Raw genomic sequence first — 15,654 nt, 5'->3', positions numbered from 1 at the left:
GTCATCGCACGCCCCCCGTGATCGTCACGCTGTCGGCGTCGTCGAAGTCCGCGAGCCGGACCCGCACCGTCTCGCTCTGCGACGTCGGGAGGTTCTTGCCGACGTGGTCGGCCCGGATCGGGAGCTCGCGGTGGCCGCGGTCGACGAGGACGGCGAGCCGGACCGCGGCGGGTCGGCCGTGGTCGGCGAGGGCGTCGAGCGCCGCACGGACCGTGCGGCCGCTGTAGAGGACGTCGTCGACGAGGACGACGGTCCGGCCGTCGACGCCGGAGTCGGGGATCTCGGTGGGCATCGGCGCCCGGGTCGGCTGGCGGCGCAGGTCGTCGCGGTACATCGTGATGTCGAGGCTGCCGACGGGGATCGCGCTCCCCTCGACCTCGGCGATGATCGCCGCGAGCCGGCGGGCGAGCGGCACGCCACGGGAGGGGATCCCGAGCAGGACGAGGCCCTCGGCGCCCTTGTTGGCCTCGAGGATCTCGTGGGCGATGCGGCGCAGGGCCCGGGAGATGTCGCCGGCTCCGAGGACCGTCCTCCCCTCGCCGGTCGCGGGGGTGGACTCACTCGAGGAGCTCTGGGTCTGATCTGAGGGCGGTGGCACAGCGGTGTCAGGACACATGAGTGTCGTGACCTCCTTCCCTGCCTCACGGGACAGGTCGTTAAAGGATGTCGGTCGGGGTCACTGTAGCCACTGCGCGCCCGCCCGTCGCAACCGGACCCGGAGCGCGTCCACGACGTGGGACACATAACGCGGTGCTATGCCAGACCAAACGTTTTGTGATGTAATGGCGGCACGCCCACACCGACGAAGGAGGCACCGTGCATCCGCAGACGCTCACGACACCCCAGGCCGCGGCGGCGTGCCCCTCCCCCGTGACGGAGGCGGCGCTGTTCCCGCCCCGGGACGCGGACGCCGAGACCTTCCGGGCCTGGCTGGCCGGGGCGGCGTGGCCCGAGGTCGTCTTCGGCGCCCGCCTCCCCACCACCGAGACGGCTCGCCGAGCCTGACGACCGGGGGCCGCGAGGGGCGGTGTCAGCCCTTCTTGCGCGCCGGCTTGCGGGCCGGGCGGACGACGAGCACGGGGCATGGCGCGTACTGCTGGACGCGCTGGGCCGTGCTCCCGAGCAGGATCGTGTCCGTGATCCCACGCGAGCCGCTCGCCACGACGACGAGCCCGGCACCGAGCTGCCCGGCCGCCTTGATGATCTCGTTGGCCGGAGAACCGCTGCGCACGCGCGAGGTCACCTTCGGGCCCCACCCGTCGAACACCGCGGCGATCGCCTCGGTGGCGGCGACGGCCTCGGCCCGGAACGACGCGTGCTCGAGCGAGCTCATCGTGGAGGCGCCCCCTCCCAGCTCGTTGGAGAACGACACCGCGGCCAGGGGCCGGACCACCGCGATGACCGACACCGCACTGATCTTGTCGGGGTCGAGGACCGTGGTGGCGTAGCGGGCGGCGGTCAGCGACTGCTTGGAGCCGTCGGTGGCGATGATGACGTGCATGTCCTCACACTCCGGTCGTGGTGTCTGACGTGGACAGGTCGGTGTCGGTCAGGTCCGGGTCGGCGTCGCGGTGACCGAAGACCTTCTCGGCGACGAACAGGGCGGCGCCGAGAACGAGCAGTCCGGCGCACCACCAGAGGGAGCCCGGGTCGTCGACGACGACGTAGGCGAGGAGCAACACGTTCCCGACGATGCCGATCCACAGCAAGGGTGTCGGGGCGTGGTAGACGTCCTCGCGCTCCTCCTGTCCGCGCAGCTTGAGCGCCGAGATGATGACGAGGGCGTAGATGAAGAGCGTGAAGACCACCGTGACCAGCGCGAGCCGCTCGACGACGTCGACGCCGACGCCGACCCGGTTGAGCAGGGCCCCGACGAGCAGCAGCCCACAGACGACGGCGGCGGCGAAGATCAGCGCCACCCACGGGCTGCGCCGGGTCGCGTGGATCCTGCCGAACGCCCCGGGGACGACGTCCTCGCGGGACATCCCGTAGAGGATGCGCGACTGGGTGACGACCGCGACGAGGGTCGTGTTGGTGATCGCGGTCATCGCGATGACGGCGAAGAGCATGGTCATGATGCCGACGGGCACCGGGAGCACCCCGGCCTTGACGACCTCGAGCAGAGCGGCGTCCGACTCCGCGAGGGTGCCGACCGGGACGACGAGCGCTGCGGTGACGGCGACGACGACGTAGATGATGCCGGCGGCGAGCATGCCTCCCACCAGGGCCCTCGGGAAGGTCCGGGACGGCTCGACCGTCTCCTCGGCGACGTTCGCGGCGTTCTCGAACCCGGTCATGGCGAAGAAGGCCAGCGCCACACCGGCGATCACGGCGAACACCGGGCTCTGGTCGCCGGTGTCGAACTGGGTCAGCGTCCCGAAGTCCGCCTTGCCCTGCGCGACGTAGACGATGCCGATGATGACGACGATGACGAGGCCGGCGATCTCGACGAAGGTCATCACCATGTTGGCGACGACCGACTCGGTGATCCCGATGAAGTTGACGACGGCGAGGATGAGGATGAAGACGATCGTCACGAGCAGCGCCGGGGGCATGTCCCACACCTGGGCGAAGTAGCTCGAGAAGCCGGTCGCGAGCGACCCGGCCGCGGCGAAGCTCGCCGAGAGCATGCAGACGGTGATGAGGAAGGTCAGCGGGCGGTTGCCGAACGCCTTGTTGACGTACAGCGCGGCGCCGGCGGCCTTGGGGTACTTCGTGACCAGCTCGGCGTACGCGAGGCCGGTGATCGTCGCGATGGTGATGCCGACGGCGAAGGCGATCCAGAACGCTCCCCCGACGGCCGCGGCGACGAGGCCGATGAGGACGTAGATCCCCGATCCGAGCACGTCACCGAGGACGTAGAAGAAGAGCAGGCGTCCGGTGATGGACCGCTTCAGCCCGTCGTCGTCTGCCTGGGCGACAGGTCGTGCGTCTGTCTCGTCGATCACGAGGGCCCCCGTTCGTGCCCGCCCTTCCGGCGGACTGCGTTCCGTCGAACCTAGGGGAGGAAGGGGGCCTGCGCGCGGGCAAGAGGCGGCCTTTTTTGGCCCGTGGGCCCTCAGACCGGCCGGGACATGGCGACGCGACGACCGTGCCGCACCGACCACGACGTCGTATGCCGTCCCGCTCACGAGCGGTGATCGCCGCCGGTCACGTCGTGTCCGCCGATGGTGTCCACCACCGGTCGAGGCCGTGCTCCAGGAGACCGGGTGGCACACCGGGTTCTGGGGCACGCTCCCCGCCGAGGCAAGGGCGCCGTGGTCGTCGGGGCGATCGGTGGGGGTGGAGCCCTGGTCACGCTCGTCGTGCTCGGCGTGGCCGCGATCCTGGGGAAGTTCGCCTGACCATCCCGATGCTCACCGCCGTCGGGACGCCGTCCCTGCGTCGCGCTGCATCGCGATCCGGCGGCCGTGCCGCATGAGGCCGATCCTCTCCTCCTCCTCGCGCAGTGGCGCCATCCACGAGGGCTCTGGAACGAGCTCGACGAAGCCGTGGCGCGCGTAGAACGGGGCGTTCCACGGCACGTCGGCGTCGGTGCGCAGGGTGAGCTGGAGGCCGCCGCGAGAGGCGACCTCACGGCATACGGCATCGAGCAGGGCCGTGCCCCACCCGCGGCGGCCGTGGGCCGGGTCGACGACGAGCTGCTCGAGGTGCCAGCGGCCCGCGAGGTCGACGACGTGGGCGAAGCCGACCACGGGCTCCCCCACCACCAGGAGGAAGCCCGGCTCAGCGGCGCGTTCCTCGCCCGACGGAGGCGGCGGCCAGTCCACGTCACCGAAGACGGTGTCGAACAACCGGTCCCCGGACGCCTCGACGGCCGCCAACCTCGGAAGGTCGGCGGCCGTCGCGGTGCGGACGTGGGGCATCAGGCCAGGGTGGGCTTGACCTCGGCCAGGCGCGCGAGCAGCCCGTTGACGAACTTCGGCGAGTCGTCGGTCGAGAGCTCGGTCGCGAGCGCGACCGCCTCGCTGATCGCGACACCCTCCGGCACGTCGGCGAAGAGCACCTCGTACGCGCCGAGGCGCAGGATGGCGCGGTCCACGGCGGGCATCCGCTCGAGGGTCCAGCCCTGCGAGTAGGTCGTGAGCAGGTCGTTGATCTGCGTCCAGTTGTCGACGACGCCGACGACGAGGTCGGCGGTGAACTCCGTGAGCGGCGCCTCCGTCACCGGGGCGGCGAGACGCTCCTTGAGGAGGTCACGGGCGTTGACCTGACGCTGCTCGGCCTCGAAGAGGAGGTCGATCGCGCGCTTGCGCGCCTTGCTCCGTGCCGCCACAGGTCAGTTGACCCGACCGAGGTAGGACCCGTCGCGGGTGTCCACCTTGACCTTGTCACCGGTGTTGAGGAAGAGCGGGACGCCGATCTCGGCGCCCGTCTCGAGGGTGGCGGGCTTGGTGCCCCCGGTGGAGCGGTCGCCCTGCAGGCCCGGCTCGGTGTACTGGATCTCGAGGACGACCGACGCCGGCAGCTCGATGAAGAGCACGTTGCCCTCGTGCCGGGCGACGATCGCGTCCTGGTTCTCGAGCATGAACTTCGCGGCGTCCCCGACGATCGCCGGCGTCACCGTGATCTGGTCGAAGGTGTCGCCGTCCATGAAGACGTAGTCGGTTCCGTCGTTGTAGAGGTACTGCATGTTGCGCTTGTCGACGCTGGCCGTCTCGACCTTGGTGCCGGCGTTGAACGTCTTGTCGACGACCTTGCCCGAGAGCACGTGCTTGAGCTTGGTCCGCACGAAGGCCGGGCCCTTGCCGGGCTTGACGTGCTGGAACTCCACCACGGTCCACAGCTGGCCCTCGAGGTTGAGGACGAGGCCGTTCTTGAGCTCGTTGGTCGATGCCACGTGTGTGTCGCTTTCGCTGGAGGTCGAGGATCCCGTATGCCGTCGCGCCGGGCGCGCACGAGCGTCCCGGAGGACTGGGGTGCTGGAGTCGCGGGCGAGTCTAACGGTCGCGGACACGCCTCCCCGAATCGCCGACGCGGGGACCTGCGGCTCAGAGGAACTGTGCGGGGTCGAACTCCTCGATGGGGATGACCCGGATCCGCGGCAGCGGTGACGTGAACGCCTTGACGTCGAACTCGAGGTCGAAGCTCTCCAGGCCCTCGGCCTGCAGCGCCGTGAACCCGCTGTTGCGGAACTCGCGGAACGCCATCACCCCGACCCGTCGCTCGTCCTCGAGCAGCCCCTCGAGCTCCTCGAGGAAGTCACCGTCGTGGCTGACGAGCATGACGTCGGCGTCGCGGTCGCGGATGGCGCGCAGGGTGCGCTGGATCGCGACGTCGACCACCTTGACGTCGGAGTCACCGGAGAGCGGGACCGGCTGGAACCCCAGCGCCTTGAGTGCCTGGATGAAGGACATCGGCATGCCGGAGCTGGCGTTGAGGAAGAACAGCCCCCGCACCTCCTGGCCCCAGGTGTCCTTGGCGAAGGTGAGGAGGCGGTCCCAGCGGGGCCGCTCGTCGGGCTGTGGGCGCCGGCCGAGGATCGACGTGCCGAGGGTGGCGTCGATGTTCTCGCCGTCGACGAGGAGGTAGGTCAGGACGTCGCTGCCGCCGTCGTCGGTCGAGGACGCGGACGGGGGCGGGGACTGCGCGGCTGCCATGCCCGGAGTCTAGGCGGCTGCCGGCCTCAGACGCCGATGGTCAGGTTGGCGACGTAGCCCGACGACGCGTCACCGGTGACGGTCGCGAGCTGGTGGATGCCGCCGTCGTCGCCGAAGACGTTGTCGGAGGTGAGCGAGGTCCGCTGCATGTGGCGGACGCTGTCCTCGTAGCCCGCGGTGGCGTAGACGGCGGCGCAGACCGCCTCCGGCAGGGCCAGCTGCGACGTCTTGACGATCTGGCCGGCGCTCGTCGCCTCCGACGTGGAGCGGTAGACCTCGAAGTGGATGTGCGGCCAGCGACCGCTGTAGGCCGCGGGGAAGATGCTCGTGAACGTCGCCGTGCCGCTGCTGTCGGTCGGCTGCACCCCGCGCAGGTAGTTCTCGTCCTCGACTCCGTCCGAGTACATCGAGTAGCGCCCCTCGCGGTCGCAGTGCCAGAGGTACACGGCCACACCCTCCATCGCGGCATACCCGTTCGCGCTGTCGGTGACCGTGAGGTTGACGGTGAGCGGCACGCCCTCGGCCGTGGTGGTCGACGTCCCGAAGGAGCTGCTGATGTCGGAGCGGACGATGCCGGCGTCGTCGAGGACGTTGACCCCGTTGCTGCCGTCGCCCGGGTAGGGGCCGCCGGTCTCGTCCGGGACCTCGGTGGCGGTGGACGTCCCGCCACCGGTCGTGGCGCCGGTCGTGGCGCCGGTCGTGGCGCCGGACGTGGCGCCGGTCGTGGCGTCGGCGCAACCGGCGAGGGCGAGCAGTCCCGCGCCGCCGAGGACCCGGAGCGCACGGCGGCGGTCGAGGAGGGTGGCGACGTCGAACTCGAGGCCACGGTCGTGGTTCGGGTGAGGCTGCCGCGGGAGGTGTCGTTCACTCATGGGCGCCACCCTCCCGCGGGAGACCGTCAGCGAGGTGTGCCGTTCCTGTGCGCGCTCTGTGAGCGCGTTACCCGGGCACCGCACGCCCGCCGGGGGCAGACTGCGGGACATGAAAGCCACGTCGCTCATCGGTGTCGCCGTCGTCGGTCTCGCCGGGGTCGCGGTCCGTGACCTGACCCAGAAGAAGCACGCCCTCAAACGGAACTTCCCGGTGATCGCGCACGCGAGGTACGCGCTGGAGCGGGTCGGGCCCGAGCTGAGGCAGTACATCGTCACGAGCAACGACGAGGAACGCCCCTTCTCGCGCGACCAGCGCACTTGGGTCTACGCGAGCAGCAAGAAGGAGAACAACTACGTCGGGTTCGGGACCGACAACGACGTCGAGCACCTCGGCAACTACCCCATCGTCAAGCACCGGACCTTCTCGCCGTCGGCGCCCTCGACCGCTGTCGCCCACGGCCACCACGACGACGAGATGGCCCTGCCCTCCGCCAAGGTCCTCGGCGGGCCCCGTGGGCGCACGCACGCGTTCCGCCCGAGCTCGGTCGTCAACGTCTCCGCGATGAGCTTCGGCGCACTGTCCGGACCGGCCATCGAAGCGCTCAACCGTGGGGTGGCGCTCGCCGGAGCGATGCACAACACCGGTGAGGGCGGCCTGTCCGACCACCACCGCAAGGGTGGCGACCTCATCTTCCAGATCGGCACGGCCTACTTCGGGTGTCGCGACGAGCAGGGCCGGTTCGACCTCGCCAGGCTCGTCGACCTCGTCCAGTCGGCCCCGGTGCGAGCGATCGAGGTCAAGCTCAGCCAGGGGGCCAAGCCCGGCCTGGGCGGGCTGCTCCCGGCAGCGAAGATCACCGAGGAGATCAGCCGGATCCGCGGCATACCGATGGGCCAGGACTGCGCCAGCCCGTCGCGGCACGCCGAGTTCGACAGCGTCGACTCGATGCTCGACTGGGTCGAGCGGGTCGCCGACGCGACCGGGCTCCCCGTCGGGATCAAGTCGGCTGTCGGCGAGCTCGACTTCTGGCAGCAGCTCGCCCGACAGATGTCGGGCAGGACCCGCGGCGTCGACTTCGTCACGGTGGACGGCGGGGAGGGCGGCACCGGCGCGGCGCCGCTCGTCTTCACCGACTCCGTGGCCCTCCCCTACCGCGTCGGGTTCGCCCGGGTCTACGCCGAGTTCGCCAGGGCGGGCCTCACCGACGACGTCACCTTCATCGGCAGCGGCAAGCTCGGGCTGCCCGACAACGCCCTCGTCGCGTTCGCCCTGGGCGCCGACATGGTCAACGTCGCCCGCGAGGCCATGCTCGCGCTCGGCTGCATCCAGTCGCAGAAGTGCCACACCGACCACTGCCCGACCGGCGTGGCGACGCAGAACCCCTGGCTCGTGCGCGGCCTCGACCCGACGCTGAAGTCGGTTCGGCTCGCCAACTACCTCCAGACCCTGCGGCGGGACCTGCTCAAGGTCTCGGAGGCGTGCGGCGTCGCCCACCCGGGGCTCATCGACGCGGACTCGGTCGAGATCCTCGACGGCAACCGCACCGGCACCGCGCTGCGCGAGATCTACGGCTACGAGCCGGGCTGGGGTTCGCTGGGCCCGGCGCTCGCCGACGAGATCACCTCGATCATGTGGCCACGGCGAGACCACGACGTCGAGGCCCCCGAGTCCGCCACCGCCACCACCTGACCCACTGCCTCGTGCGGACGCCATGACTGCGGTCGGGGCCAGCCCGAAGATGGGGTCATCGGGTCCTGGTCCCGGCCGGCCCCCGGGTGGGGCATGAGTTCCGCGACGCGGCCCGAGACCGCCGGGGCTCGCGGTGCGCGCAGGCCGGAGGCCGACGCCGAGGTGCGGCGGCGGAGTTGAGACGACATGAGAGCCACGCGCAAGCTGGGGACCCTGGTCGGGGCGCTCGCCCTCGGACTGCCTCACCGGCCTCAGCTGCGGTGGCTTCGGCGCGTGGGAGTACCTCGAGAAGAACGGTGACGCGCAGGTGGCCGCAGCCGTCCCCATGGCTGCCGATGGTCGTCCCGCCCGGGGAGCCGCCGGCTGCGGGCTTGGCCCGGTACCGATCTGGGCCTTCCACGGCGCCACGACGACATCGTGGACCCGGACGGCGCCATCGTCCCCATGCCGGGCCTGCGGAACCAGTGCGGGGTGCGGACGAGGAGGCGAGTCGGACCCTGACTGCTCGGGCACACCTCACCCTGAGGGGGAGGCGGCGAGCCCACCTCACGCCGGCGTGGTGTCCGCTCCGTCGCCGGCGCCGAACGCGTCGGCCCTGAGCTCGTAGAGCTCGTCGTCGACCTTGCGCACCCCGGGAGCCTTCGCCAGCGCCCGCAGCGACTTGTCGTTCCCCGGATCGACGCCGGCGTAGACGCGGTCGAGCCCGACGCGCTCGAAGAGGTCACGGGCGGCAGCCAGCCCGGCCTCGAGCGCGACGCCCCGGCCCCAGTGGTCGGGATGCACGACGACGCCGAGCTCGATCGCCTCCGGGTCGACGCCGCTGCCCTCCCCGATGGGCGCGACCTCGACGTAGGCGACGGGCTCATCCTCGAGCAGCACCAGCCACGAACCGATCGCGTGCTCGCGCCAGCTCTCCACTCGCCGGCCGAGCTGCCCGGCCATGCGCTCTCGCGGCAGCGAGTCGCCCGTGTTCGTCGTCGCCACGACGCCGGGCGCGTTGCGGATCGCGAGCAGCACGTCGAGATCGTCCGCCACGACGGGACGCAGCAGGAGACGAGGGGTGCGGAGCTCCGGCGTCACACGGCAACTCTACGAGGGCCCGTCCCTTGACGGCCGGGACCGGGACGGGTCCGACGCCGTGACCCGTTGGTCGAGGCGCGCAGCGACCCTCGTCGCCCTCGTGCTTCCGGTGTTCCTCGGACCTCTCCCGGCGGCGCGCGCCCGCGCCGGGGGGATCCAGCTCACGCCGATCGGCAGCCCGTCGTGGGGGCCGGTCGACTGTCACCTCTCCTCGGCTCCCGTCGGCACCGCAGCGTCGGGCTACGCCGAAGCCTCCGAGACGCTCGGCCGGCTGTTGCCGCCTCCCGACCATGTGCCACGGCCCCGGTTGCTGGCCATCGGGCCCGGGGCCGCGCACACGCCCCCCTACGACACCGAGATGAGGGACGGCATCCGGGCCCTGGACTTCCGTCGGGGTCACCAGTTCACCACCTCGGAGTGCTCCGAGGGCACGGGCGTCTTCCTCGTGTGCTTGGTCGTTCCCGACCCCGGCGTCGTCGGGTCGTCACCGGACTTCGCCTCGGGCCCGATCATCCCCAACTCGACGTTCCCGATCCACGTCGAGGGTGTGGCCACCCGCCCCCGATCGTCGTCGCCACGAACGCGGACTTCGGCCCCCCGCACAGCGACCTTCAAGGTCGGTACGTCTACCGCTTGACGATGGCCGACGCGTCGGGCGCGGACTGGACGGTTCGGGCGCTCGGCCTAGGGTGAAGCGTGAGCTTCACAGGCGTCGAGCCCGTCTCCCCGACCGCACCACACCTGTCGGGTCCGGTGATGATGAACCAGAGCTGGCGGGACCTGACGTTCCTGCACTGGGCGGTCGACCCTGCCTCCGTCGCTCACCGGATGCCGCCCGGCGTTCGCCCGGACACCCTCGGTGGTGTCACGTACGTCGGGCTGATCCCATTCCGGATGGTCGGCGCAGGGATCGGCCGAGGCCGCGGGGTCCCGTGGCTCGGGTCGTTCCTCGAGACGAACGTGCGGCTCTACTCGGTCGACGACACCGGCCGCCGCGGCATCGTGTTCCTCAGCCTCGACGCCGACCGCGCGGCGGTGGTGGCCGGCGCCAGGGCGGCTTTCGGGTTGCCCTACCGCTGGGCACGGATGCGCCACGGAGTGAGCGGTGACGTGCACACGTACGCCGCACGACTGCACCGTCCCGGCAGGTCACCCGAGAGCCACGTGGTCGTCCGCGCGGGTGCACGGCGTGAGAGCACCGAGCTGGACGACTTCCTCAGCGCTCGCTGGGGGCTGCACGTGCGCGCGTGGGGCCGAACCTTGTACGTCCCCAACCACCACGAGCCCTGGCCGGTGCACGGCGCGGAGGTGCTCTCCCTGCACGACGAGCTGATGGCATCCGTGGGGCTGGCGAACCTCGCCGGACGTCCTCCCGACCACGTGGCGTTCAGCCCCGGGGTGCGGACCGACTTCGGCTTCCCCGGGGACGCGAGCCGTCCCCGGCGCGCCTGACCGCTCCTGCCTCCGCGGAGCAGCCCCGGCTTCGCCGGGGCTGGCCGAGCCGTCGTCAGAGTGCGCGGACGACCCTTGCAGGCGAGCCGACGGCCACCACTCCGGCCGGGAGGTCCCGGGTCACGACGGACCCCGCTCCGACGACCGTGTCGGCCCCGATGGTCACGCCGGGGCAGACGATGACGCCTCCGCCGAGCCAGACGTTGTCGCCGATGACGATGGGCTCCGCGGCCTCCCACTTGTCCCGACGGGGTTGTGGGTCGAGGGGGTGGGTGGCCGTGAGCAGCTGCACGTTCGGGCCGATCTGCACGTCGTCGCCGATGGTCACCGTGGCGACGTCAAGAAGGATCGCACCCCAGTTGACGAAGGAGCGGGCCCCGATCGTCGTCTGGTAGCCGTAGTCGCACTGCAACGGCGGACGGATCTCACTGCCCTCACCGAATGCTCCGAACAGCTCCACCAGCAGTCGCCGGCGCGCGTGAGCGTCATTCGGGTCCATTGTGTTGAGCTGGTGGGTCAACCGCTGAGCGCGCTGCGACTCCTCCGCCAGCTCAGGGTCGTCGGCGATGTACGGCTCGCCGTCCAGCATCCGTTCACGCATGCTCTTCTCGGTCATCCGGTCAACGTACCCAGCCCCCAGCCCCGGTCACGGGCACCGGCCGGCGTGCGGGCGCGTGAAGTGCCCGGCACTGGGTATGGAGTCCACGTGGTGACGACCCCGGCCGACGCGAGCGTGGCGACCGCTCAGCTGTGGTTCCTCCCCTCCGAGCCAGAATCTGCTGGGCTGGTTCGCCAGCGCCTCTGCACCTTCCTCGAGACCTCACGGCCGGACTGGGCGGATGACGCCGTACTCGTGGCGAGCGAAGTCGTGGCCAACGCCGTGCTCCATGGTGAAGGACCAGTGATGGTGCGGGCGCGGCGGAGTCCGGGCGTGCTGCGCGTCGAGATCACCGACGTCGGCGCGGCGCTTCCGCACCCGCACCTGGCCGCCGAGGACGCGGAGGGAGGCAGGGGGCTGCTCATCGTCGAGGCGCTGGCAGCGCGATGGGGCGTGGATGCGGCGTATCCGGAACCCGGGAAGACGGTGTGGTTCGAGATGGGCAACACGCCCGGCGGCTCCGTCAGGCCGTCCGAAAGCGTGCCACGGGGATGAGGTTCGACCTGGTCACGCGGGCGTCACCCGAGCAGGTGCTCGAGGCCATGACGGACTTCACGGATCGCCGGCTCACGACCTGGAGCACGCTCGACCCCAAGATCTACGAGGCCACGGAGGTGGGTGACACCTGGGCGGTGGCCCGGGAGGGATCGACGCACTCGCCGTACTGGGTCGTCGTCCGCTACGACTGGTCCGACCCCCGAGTGGTCCGGTGGACGGAGCTGGAGACCAACCACGGAGACCCCGGAGAGGGATTCATGCAGATTGAACCGCGTGGAGAGGGCGGAAGCCGGCTGCACGTCGAGTGGAGCACGCATCCCGTGCGCCTCCGGGACAGACTGGTCATCACCCTGCTGCACCACACGATGAACCGGGTCATCGCCCGGATGTGGCGCAAGGACCTGGATCGGTTCGCCCTCGCGTCAACCGGCGGGACGCAGGCGCCTTGACGCAGCAGGGAAGTCAGCGGGTCGGGCCCGGTTCGGGGGCTCCACCGGTCATCCGCTGGACTGCCTCGTCGATGGTCTCCTCCGGAGCCTCCACGGGCTCGACGTAGAGACGGCCCCAGGTGATCCGGCCATCCCGGACACCGACGACGATGACGCCGGCCATGTCGAAGTTGGCCCCGTCCCGACGCGTGCCGGTCCACCGCCACTCCGACCATTCCTCGCCCTCGTCCTGGCAGTGACGCACGAGGTCGGCCGCGAAGTCGGGCACGCCGGCAAAGATGGCCGACCAGTTCGTCCGGACCTGGTCACGACCACCGAAGCCGCGACCCGGATGCACGGGTTGTTCACTTCGGTAGTCCTCGTGGAAGCACTCCACGAAGGCCTCGACGTCGTGACGGTTCATCGCATCCCGAAGCCGCGTCAGCACTGCCATCGTCGGTCCTCCTCCTCGGACCCATGGTGGCCCCTGACGCGGATCAGTGCGACAGGGCGGCGTATGCCGCGTGCAGCTGTTCCGTGGTCGGACCCTCCAGCCGGGTCGGCCGGGCCACGTCCTCGAGGACGACGAAACGGAGCAGCGCTCCCCGCGTCTTCTTGTCGCGGCGCATCGCCGCCTCGAGCTCGTCCCAGCGGCCCGGACCGTAGGACGTCGGCAACCCCACCGAGGTGAGCACCTCACGGTGGCGGTCGACGACGGCTCGAGCCAACACCCCTGCGGCACAAGCCAGCTCGGCGGCGAAGACCATGCCGATCGCGACGGCCTCGCCGTGGCGCCGGCGGTAGTGCTCGACGTGCTCGATGGCGTGGCCGAAGGTGTGCCCGTAGTTGAGGATCTCGCGCAGCGAGGACTCCTTGAGGTCGACGCTCACGACGTCGGCCTTGACCCGGATGGCGCGCTCGATGAGCTCGAGCGTGTGCGGGCCGTCGGGCCGGGTCGCCGCCTCGGGGTCGGCGGCCACGAGGTCGAGGATCACCGGGTCGACGATGAAGCCCGCCTTGACGACCTCGGCCAGGCCGGCGACGTGGTCCACCCTCGGCAGCGTCGCGAGGACGTCGGGGTCGCAGAGGACGGCCCGGGGCGGGTGGAAGGACCCCACGAGGTTCTTGCCCTCGGCCGTGTTGATCCCCGTCTTGCCACCGACGGCGGCGTCGACCATGCCGAGCAGCGTCGTCGGCACGTGCACCACCGGGACACCGCGCAGCCACGTGGCGGCGACGAAGCCGGCGAGGTCGGTGACGGTCCCTCCCCCGACGCCGACGACGACGTCGGTCCGGGTGAAGCCGTGCTGGCCGAGCACCGCCCACAGTTCGGCGGCGACCGCAGCGGTCTTGGCGTCCTCGGCGTCCGGCACGGGTGCGGCATACGCCTCCACGCCGTTCGCGCGCAGCGCGGTGGTGACCTGCTCGCCCAGGGCGCGCATCGAGTGTGGGTGGACGACGAGGGCGCGCCGCACGTCCTCGCCGATGACGTCGGCGACCCGCCGCGAGCAGCCCCCCTCGATGACGACGTCGTAGGCGTCGCCGACGGGGATCACGCTCACCGGGCCGCTCCGAGGTGCTCGACGATCTCGGCGACGACGTCGGCGACGACCCGTCCGGCAGTGTCGACCCGCACGGTCGCCACGCCCTCGTACGTCGGCCGCCGCTCGTTCATCATCTTGGTCCACGTCGCGCGCGGGTTGATGGCGAGCAGCGGTCGGCTGCCGTCGAAGCCCACCCGCTTGGCAGCGTCGGCGATCCCGACGTCGAGGAAGACGACGACGTGGCCGGCGAGGACCTCACGGGTGTCGGCGTCCATCGGGGCGCCGCCACCGAGCGCGACGACGCCCGACTCGGACGCGACGGCGCGGGCGACCTCGGCCCGCTCCAGCGCGCGGAAGGCCGGCTCACCGTCGAGGACGAAGATGTCGGAGATCGAGCAGCCCTGCTCGGTCTCGATGGCGGTGTCGGTGTCGTGGAAGGCCACCCCGAGGGCGTCCGCGAGCGCCTGCCCGATCGTGGACTTCCCCGCGCCGGGCGGGCCGACGAGGACGACGACCGGACGGCTCGCGCTCACCACGAGCGCATCGTCTCGGGGATGGCGGCGAGGTATGCCGCGTGGTTGCGTCGCGTCTCGCCGACCGAGTCGCCGCCGAACTTCTCGAGGCAGGCCTCCGCGAGGACGAGGGCGACCATGGCCTCGGCGACGACGCCGGCGGCGGGGACGGCCGACACGTCGGAGCGCTGGTGGATCGCCTTCGCCTCGCCCTCCCCCGTCGTGTCGATGGTGTCGAGGGCGCGGGGCACCGTCGAGATCGGCTTCATCGCGGCCCGGACGCGGAGCACGTCACCGGTGGACATCCCGCCCTCGGTGCCGCCGGCGCGACCCGTGCGCCGACGGATCGTGCCGGACTCGTCGCGCTCCATCTCGTCGTGGGCGGCCGAGCCCCGGCGGGCTGCGGTGCGGAACCCGTCGCCGACCTCCACCCCCTTGATCGCCTGGATCCCCATGAGGGCGCCGGCGAGCCGGGAGTCGAGCCGCCGGTCCCAGTGCACGTGCGACCCCAGCCCCGGGGGCAGCCCGTAGGCGAGGACCTCGACGACCCCGCCCAGGGTGTCGCCGGCCTTCTTGGCCGCGTCGACCTCGGCGACCATCGCCTCCGACCCGGGGCCGTCGAGCGTGCGGACCGGGTTGGCGTCGATCTCGTCGACCTGGTCGGGCGTGGGCAGCGCGGCGTCGTCGGCCACCCCGGCCGGCCCCATGGAGACGGTGTGCGAGACGAGGCGGATGCCGTAGGCCTGCTCAAGGAAGCGGGCGGCGACCTCGCCGAGGGCGACCCGGGCCGCGGTCTCCCGCGCCGAGGCCCGTTCGAGCACCGGGCGGGCGTCGTCGAAGGCGTACTTCTGCATGCCGACGAGGTCGGCGTGCCCGGGGCGCGGGCGGGTGAGCGCCCGGTTGCGGGCCACCTCCTTCTCGGCGTTGACGTCGTTCGACGCGGCGTACGCGTCGTCGGAGACGGGGTCGGCCGACATGACGGTCTGCCACTTGGGCCACTCGGTGTTGCCGATGCGGATCGCCACCGGCGAGCCCATCGTCACCCCGTGCCGGACGCCCCCGAGGAACTCGACCTCGTCCTGCTCGAAGGCCATCCGCGCCCCCCGCCCGTAGCCGAGCCGGCGTCTGGCGAGCGCCCCGGCGAGGTCGTCACGGGTCACCTCGACCCCGGCCGGGAGTCCGTCGATCGTCGCGAGGAGCGCGGGGCCGTGTGACTCGCCTGCGGTCAGCCATCGAAGCATGCCGTGATCCTCCCACGGGGCCCGCGCGCAGAGTCGGCCGCGGTCGGAGCCTGATCGTCGCCCACGCCGTCCCGGCCCG

The 15,654-nt window shown here is 71.5% G+C and carries 21 protein-coding genes; 7 read left to right on the top strand and 14 right to left on the bottom strand.

The features are described 5' to 3' along the window. Nucleotide 1: 1 nt before the first annotated feature. The gene (gene pyrR, locus AC3EU2_RS15120; protein WP_488177110.1) at nucleotides 2-616 is read right to left on the bottom strand and encodes a bifunctional pyr operon transcriptional regulator/uracil phosphoribosyltransferase PyrR; all 615 of its coding nucleotides are present in this window, start codon (nucleotides 614-616) and stop codon (nucleotides 2-4) included. Nucleotides 617-816: 200 nt separating this feature from the next. Between pyrR and AC3EU2_RS15115 the strand changes: the two genes are divergently transcribed. Then, complete coding sequence (locus AC3EU2_RS15115; RefSeq protein ID WP_488177109.1) at nucleotides 817-1,005, top strand: hypothetical protein; 189 nt, start codon at nucleotides 817-819, stop codon at nucleotides 1,003-1,005. 25 nt (nucleotides 1,006-1,030) lie between these two features. Here AC3EU2_RS15115 and AC3EU2_RS15110 read toward each other — a convergent pair whose 3' ends face one another. Then, nucleotides 1,031-1,501 (bottom strand): universal stress protein, encoded by a 471-nt coding sequence (locus AC3EU2_RS15110; protein ID WP_488177108.1) that lies wholly within the window; start codon nucleotides 1,499-1,501, stop codon nucleotides 1,031-1,033. Nucleotides 1,502-1,505: 4 nt separating this feature from the next. Next, nucleotides 1,506-2,948 (bottom strand): APC family permease, encoded by a 1,443-nt coding sequence (locus tag AC3EU2_RS15105; RefSeq protein ID WP_488177107.1) that lies wholly within the window; start codon nucleotides 2,946-2,948, stop codon nucleotides 1,506-1,508. Nucleotides 2,949-3,209: 261 nt separating this feature from the next. Here AC3EU2_RS15105 and AC3EU2_RS15100 point away from each other — a divergent pair, with 261 nt between their 5' ends. Further along, nucleotides 3,210-3,344, top strand: a complete 135-nt coding sequence (locus AC3EU2_RS15100; RefSeq protein WP_488177106.1) for a hypothetical protein — start codon at nucleotides 3,210-3,212, stop codon at nucleotides 3,342-3,344. 12 nt (nucleotides 3,345-3,356) lie between these two features. On the opposite strand, the gene AC3EU2_RS15095 is transcribed toward AC3EU2_RS15100, so the two are convergent. The 5 genes from AC3EU2_RS15095 to AC3EU2_RS15075 form a co-directional block, all read right to left on the bottom strand. Then, the gene (locus AC3EU2_RS15095) at nucleotides 3,357-3,866 is read right to left on the bottom strand and encodes a GNAT family N-acetyltransferase (protein WP_488177105.1); all 510 of its coding nucleotides are present in this window, start codon (nucleotides 3,864-3,866) and stop codon (nucleotides 3,357-3,359) included. Then, complete coding sequence (gene nusB, locus AC3EU2_RS15090) at nucleotides 3,866-4,276, bottom strand: transcription antitermination factor NusB (RefSeq protein WP_488177104.1); 411 nt, start codon at nucleotides 4,274-4,276, stop codon at nucleotides 3,866-3,868. The genes AC3EU2_RS15095 and nusB overlap by 1 nt, the downstream gene beginning before the upstream one ends. A gap of 3 nt (nucleotides 4,277-4,279) precedes the next feature. Beyond that, entirely contained in the window at nucleotides 4,280-4,840 is a 561-nt protein-coding gene (gene efp, locus AC3EU2_RS15085; protein WP_488177103.1) for an elongation factor P, read from the bottom strand. Between the two features lie 151 nt (nucleotides 4,841-4,991). Beyond that, complete coding sequence (locus AC3EU2_RS15080) at nucleotides 4,992-5,600, bottom strand: NYN domain-containing protein (RefSeq protein ID WP_488177102.1); 609 nt, start codon at nucleotides 5,598-5,600, stop codon at nucleotides 4,992-4,994. Nucleotides 5,601-5,626: 26 nt separating this feature from the next. Further along, the gene (locus AC3EU2_RS15075; RefSeq protein WP_488177101.1) at nucleotides 5,627-6,472 is read right to left on the bottom strand and encodes an intradiol ring-cleavage dioxygenase; all 846 of its coding nucleotides are present in this window, start codon (nucleotides 6,470-6,472) and stop codon (nucleotides 5,627-5,629) included. Between the two features lie 109 nt (nucleotides 6,473-6,581). On the opposite strand from AC3EU2_RS15075, the gene AC3EU2_RS15070 reads away from it, so the two are divergent. Beyond that, the gene (locus tag AC3EU2_RS15070) at nucleotides 6,582-8,162 is read left to right on the top strand and encodes an FMN-binding glutamate synthase family protein (RefSeq protein ID WP_488177100.1); all 1,581 of its coding nucleotides are present in this window, start codon (nucleotides 6,582-6,584) and stop codon (nucleotides 8,160-8,162) included. A gap of 546 nt (nucleotides 8,163-8,708) precedes the next feature. Here AC3EU2_RS15070 and AC3EU2_RS15065 read toward each other — a convergent pair. Beyond that, the gene (locus AC3EU2_RS15065; protein WP_488177099.1) at nucleotides 8,709-9,242 is read right to left on the bottom strand and encodes a GNAT family N-acetyltransferase; all 534 of its coding nucleotides are present in this window, start codon (nucleotides 9,240-9,242) and stop codon (nucleotides 8,709-8,711) included. Nucleotides 9,243-9,300: 58 nt separating this feature from the next. On the opposite strand from AC3EU2_RS15065, the gene AC3EU2_RS15060 reads away from it, so the two are divergent. Together AC3EU2_RS15060 and AC3EU2_RS15055 are read left to right on the top strand one after the other, a co-directional pair. Beyond that, a complete protein-coding gene (locus tag AC3EU2_RS15060) occupies nucleotides 9,301-9,879 on the top strand; it encodes a hypothetical protein (RefSeq protein ID WP_488177098.1) in 579 nt (192 codons plus the stop codon). A 59-nt stretch (nucleotides 9,880-9,938) separates the two neighbouring features. Beyond that, nucleotides 9,939-10,694: a YqjF family protein gene (locus tag AC3EU2_RS15055; RefSeq protein WP_488177097.1), complete on the top strand. Its 756-nt coding sequence runs from the start codon at nucleotides 9,939-9,941 to the stop codon at nucleotides 10,692-10,694. Nucleotides 10,695-10,749: 55 nt separating this feature from the next. On the opposite strand, the gene AC3EU2_RS15050 is transcribed toward AC3EU2_RS15055, so the two are convergent. After that, the gene (locus AC3EU2_RS15050) at nucleotides 10,750-11,310 is read right to left on the bottom strand and encodes a sugar O-acetyltransferase (RefSeq protein WP_488177095.1); all 561 of its coding nucleotides are present in this window, start codon (nucleotides 11,308-11,310) and stop codon (nucleotides 10,750-10,752) included. Nucleotides 11,311-11,400: 90 nt separating this feature from the next. On the opposite strand from AC3EU2_RS15050, the gene AC3EU2_RS15045 reads away from it, so the two are divergent. Then, nucleotides 11,401-11,847: an ATP-binding protein gene (locus AC3EU2_RS15045; RefSeq protein ID WP_488177094.1), complete on the top strand. Its 447-nt coding sequence runs from the start codon at nucleotides 11,401-11,403 to the stop codon at nucleotides 11,845-11,847. Beyond that, nucleotides 11,844-12,299 (top strand): SRPBCC family protein, encoded by a 456-nt coding sequence (locus AC3EU2_RS15040; RefSeq protein ID WP_488177093.1) that lies wholly within the window; start codon nucleotides 11,844-11,846, stop codon nucleotides 12,297-12,299. The genes AC3EU2_RS15045 and AC3EU2_RS15040 overlap by 4 nt, the downstream gene beginning before the upstream one ends. Before the next feature lie 13 nt (nucleotides 12,300-12,312). Here the strand turns inward: AC3EU2_RS15040 and AC3EU2_RS15035 are convergent, their stop codons facing one another. Genes AC3EU2_RS15035 through aroC form a run of 4 tightly spaced genes read right to left on the bottom strand, consistent with a single transcriptional unit; the run spans nucleotide 12,313 to nucleotide 15,575 of the window. Continuing rightward, entirely contained in the window at nucleotides 12,313-12,732 is a 420-nt protein-coding gene (locus AC3EU2_RS15035) for a nuclear transport factor 2 family protein (protein ID WP_488177092.1), read from the bottom strand. A gap of 43 nt (nucleotides 12,733-12,775) precedes the next feature. Beyond that, the gene (gene aroB / locus AC3EU2_RS15030) at nucleotides 12,776-13,840 is read right to left on the bottom strand and encodes a 3-dehydroquinate synthase (RefSeq protein WP_488177091.1); all 1,065 of its coding nucleotides are present in this window, start codon (nucleotides 13,838-13,840) and stop codon (nucleotides 12,776-12,778) included. After that, entirely contained in the window at nucleotides 13,837-14,358 is a 522-nt protein-coding gene (locus AC3EU2_RS15025) for a shikimate kinase (protein ID WP_488177090.1), read from the bottom strand. The genes aroB and AC3EU2_RS15025 overlap by 4 nt, the downstream gene beginning before the upstream one ends. After that, complete coding sequence (gene aroC, locus AC3EU2_RS15020; protein WP_488177089.1) at nucleotides 14,352-15,575, bottom strand: chorismate synthase; 1,224 nt, start codon at nucleotides 15,573-15,575, stop codon at nucleotides 14,352-14,354. Before aroC ends, AC3EU2_RS15025 begins: the two co-directional genes overlap by 7 nt. Between the last annotated feature and the right edge of the window lie 79 nt (nucleotides 15,576-15,654).

The sequence above is a fragment of the Knoellia sp. B-D-2 genome, assembly GCF_057714695.1.
This window is presented reverse-complemented; position numbering and strand designations above follow the sequence as displayed.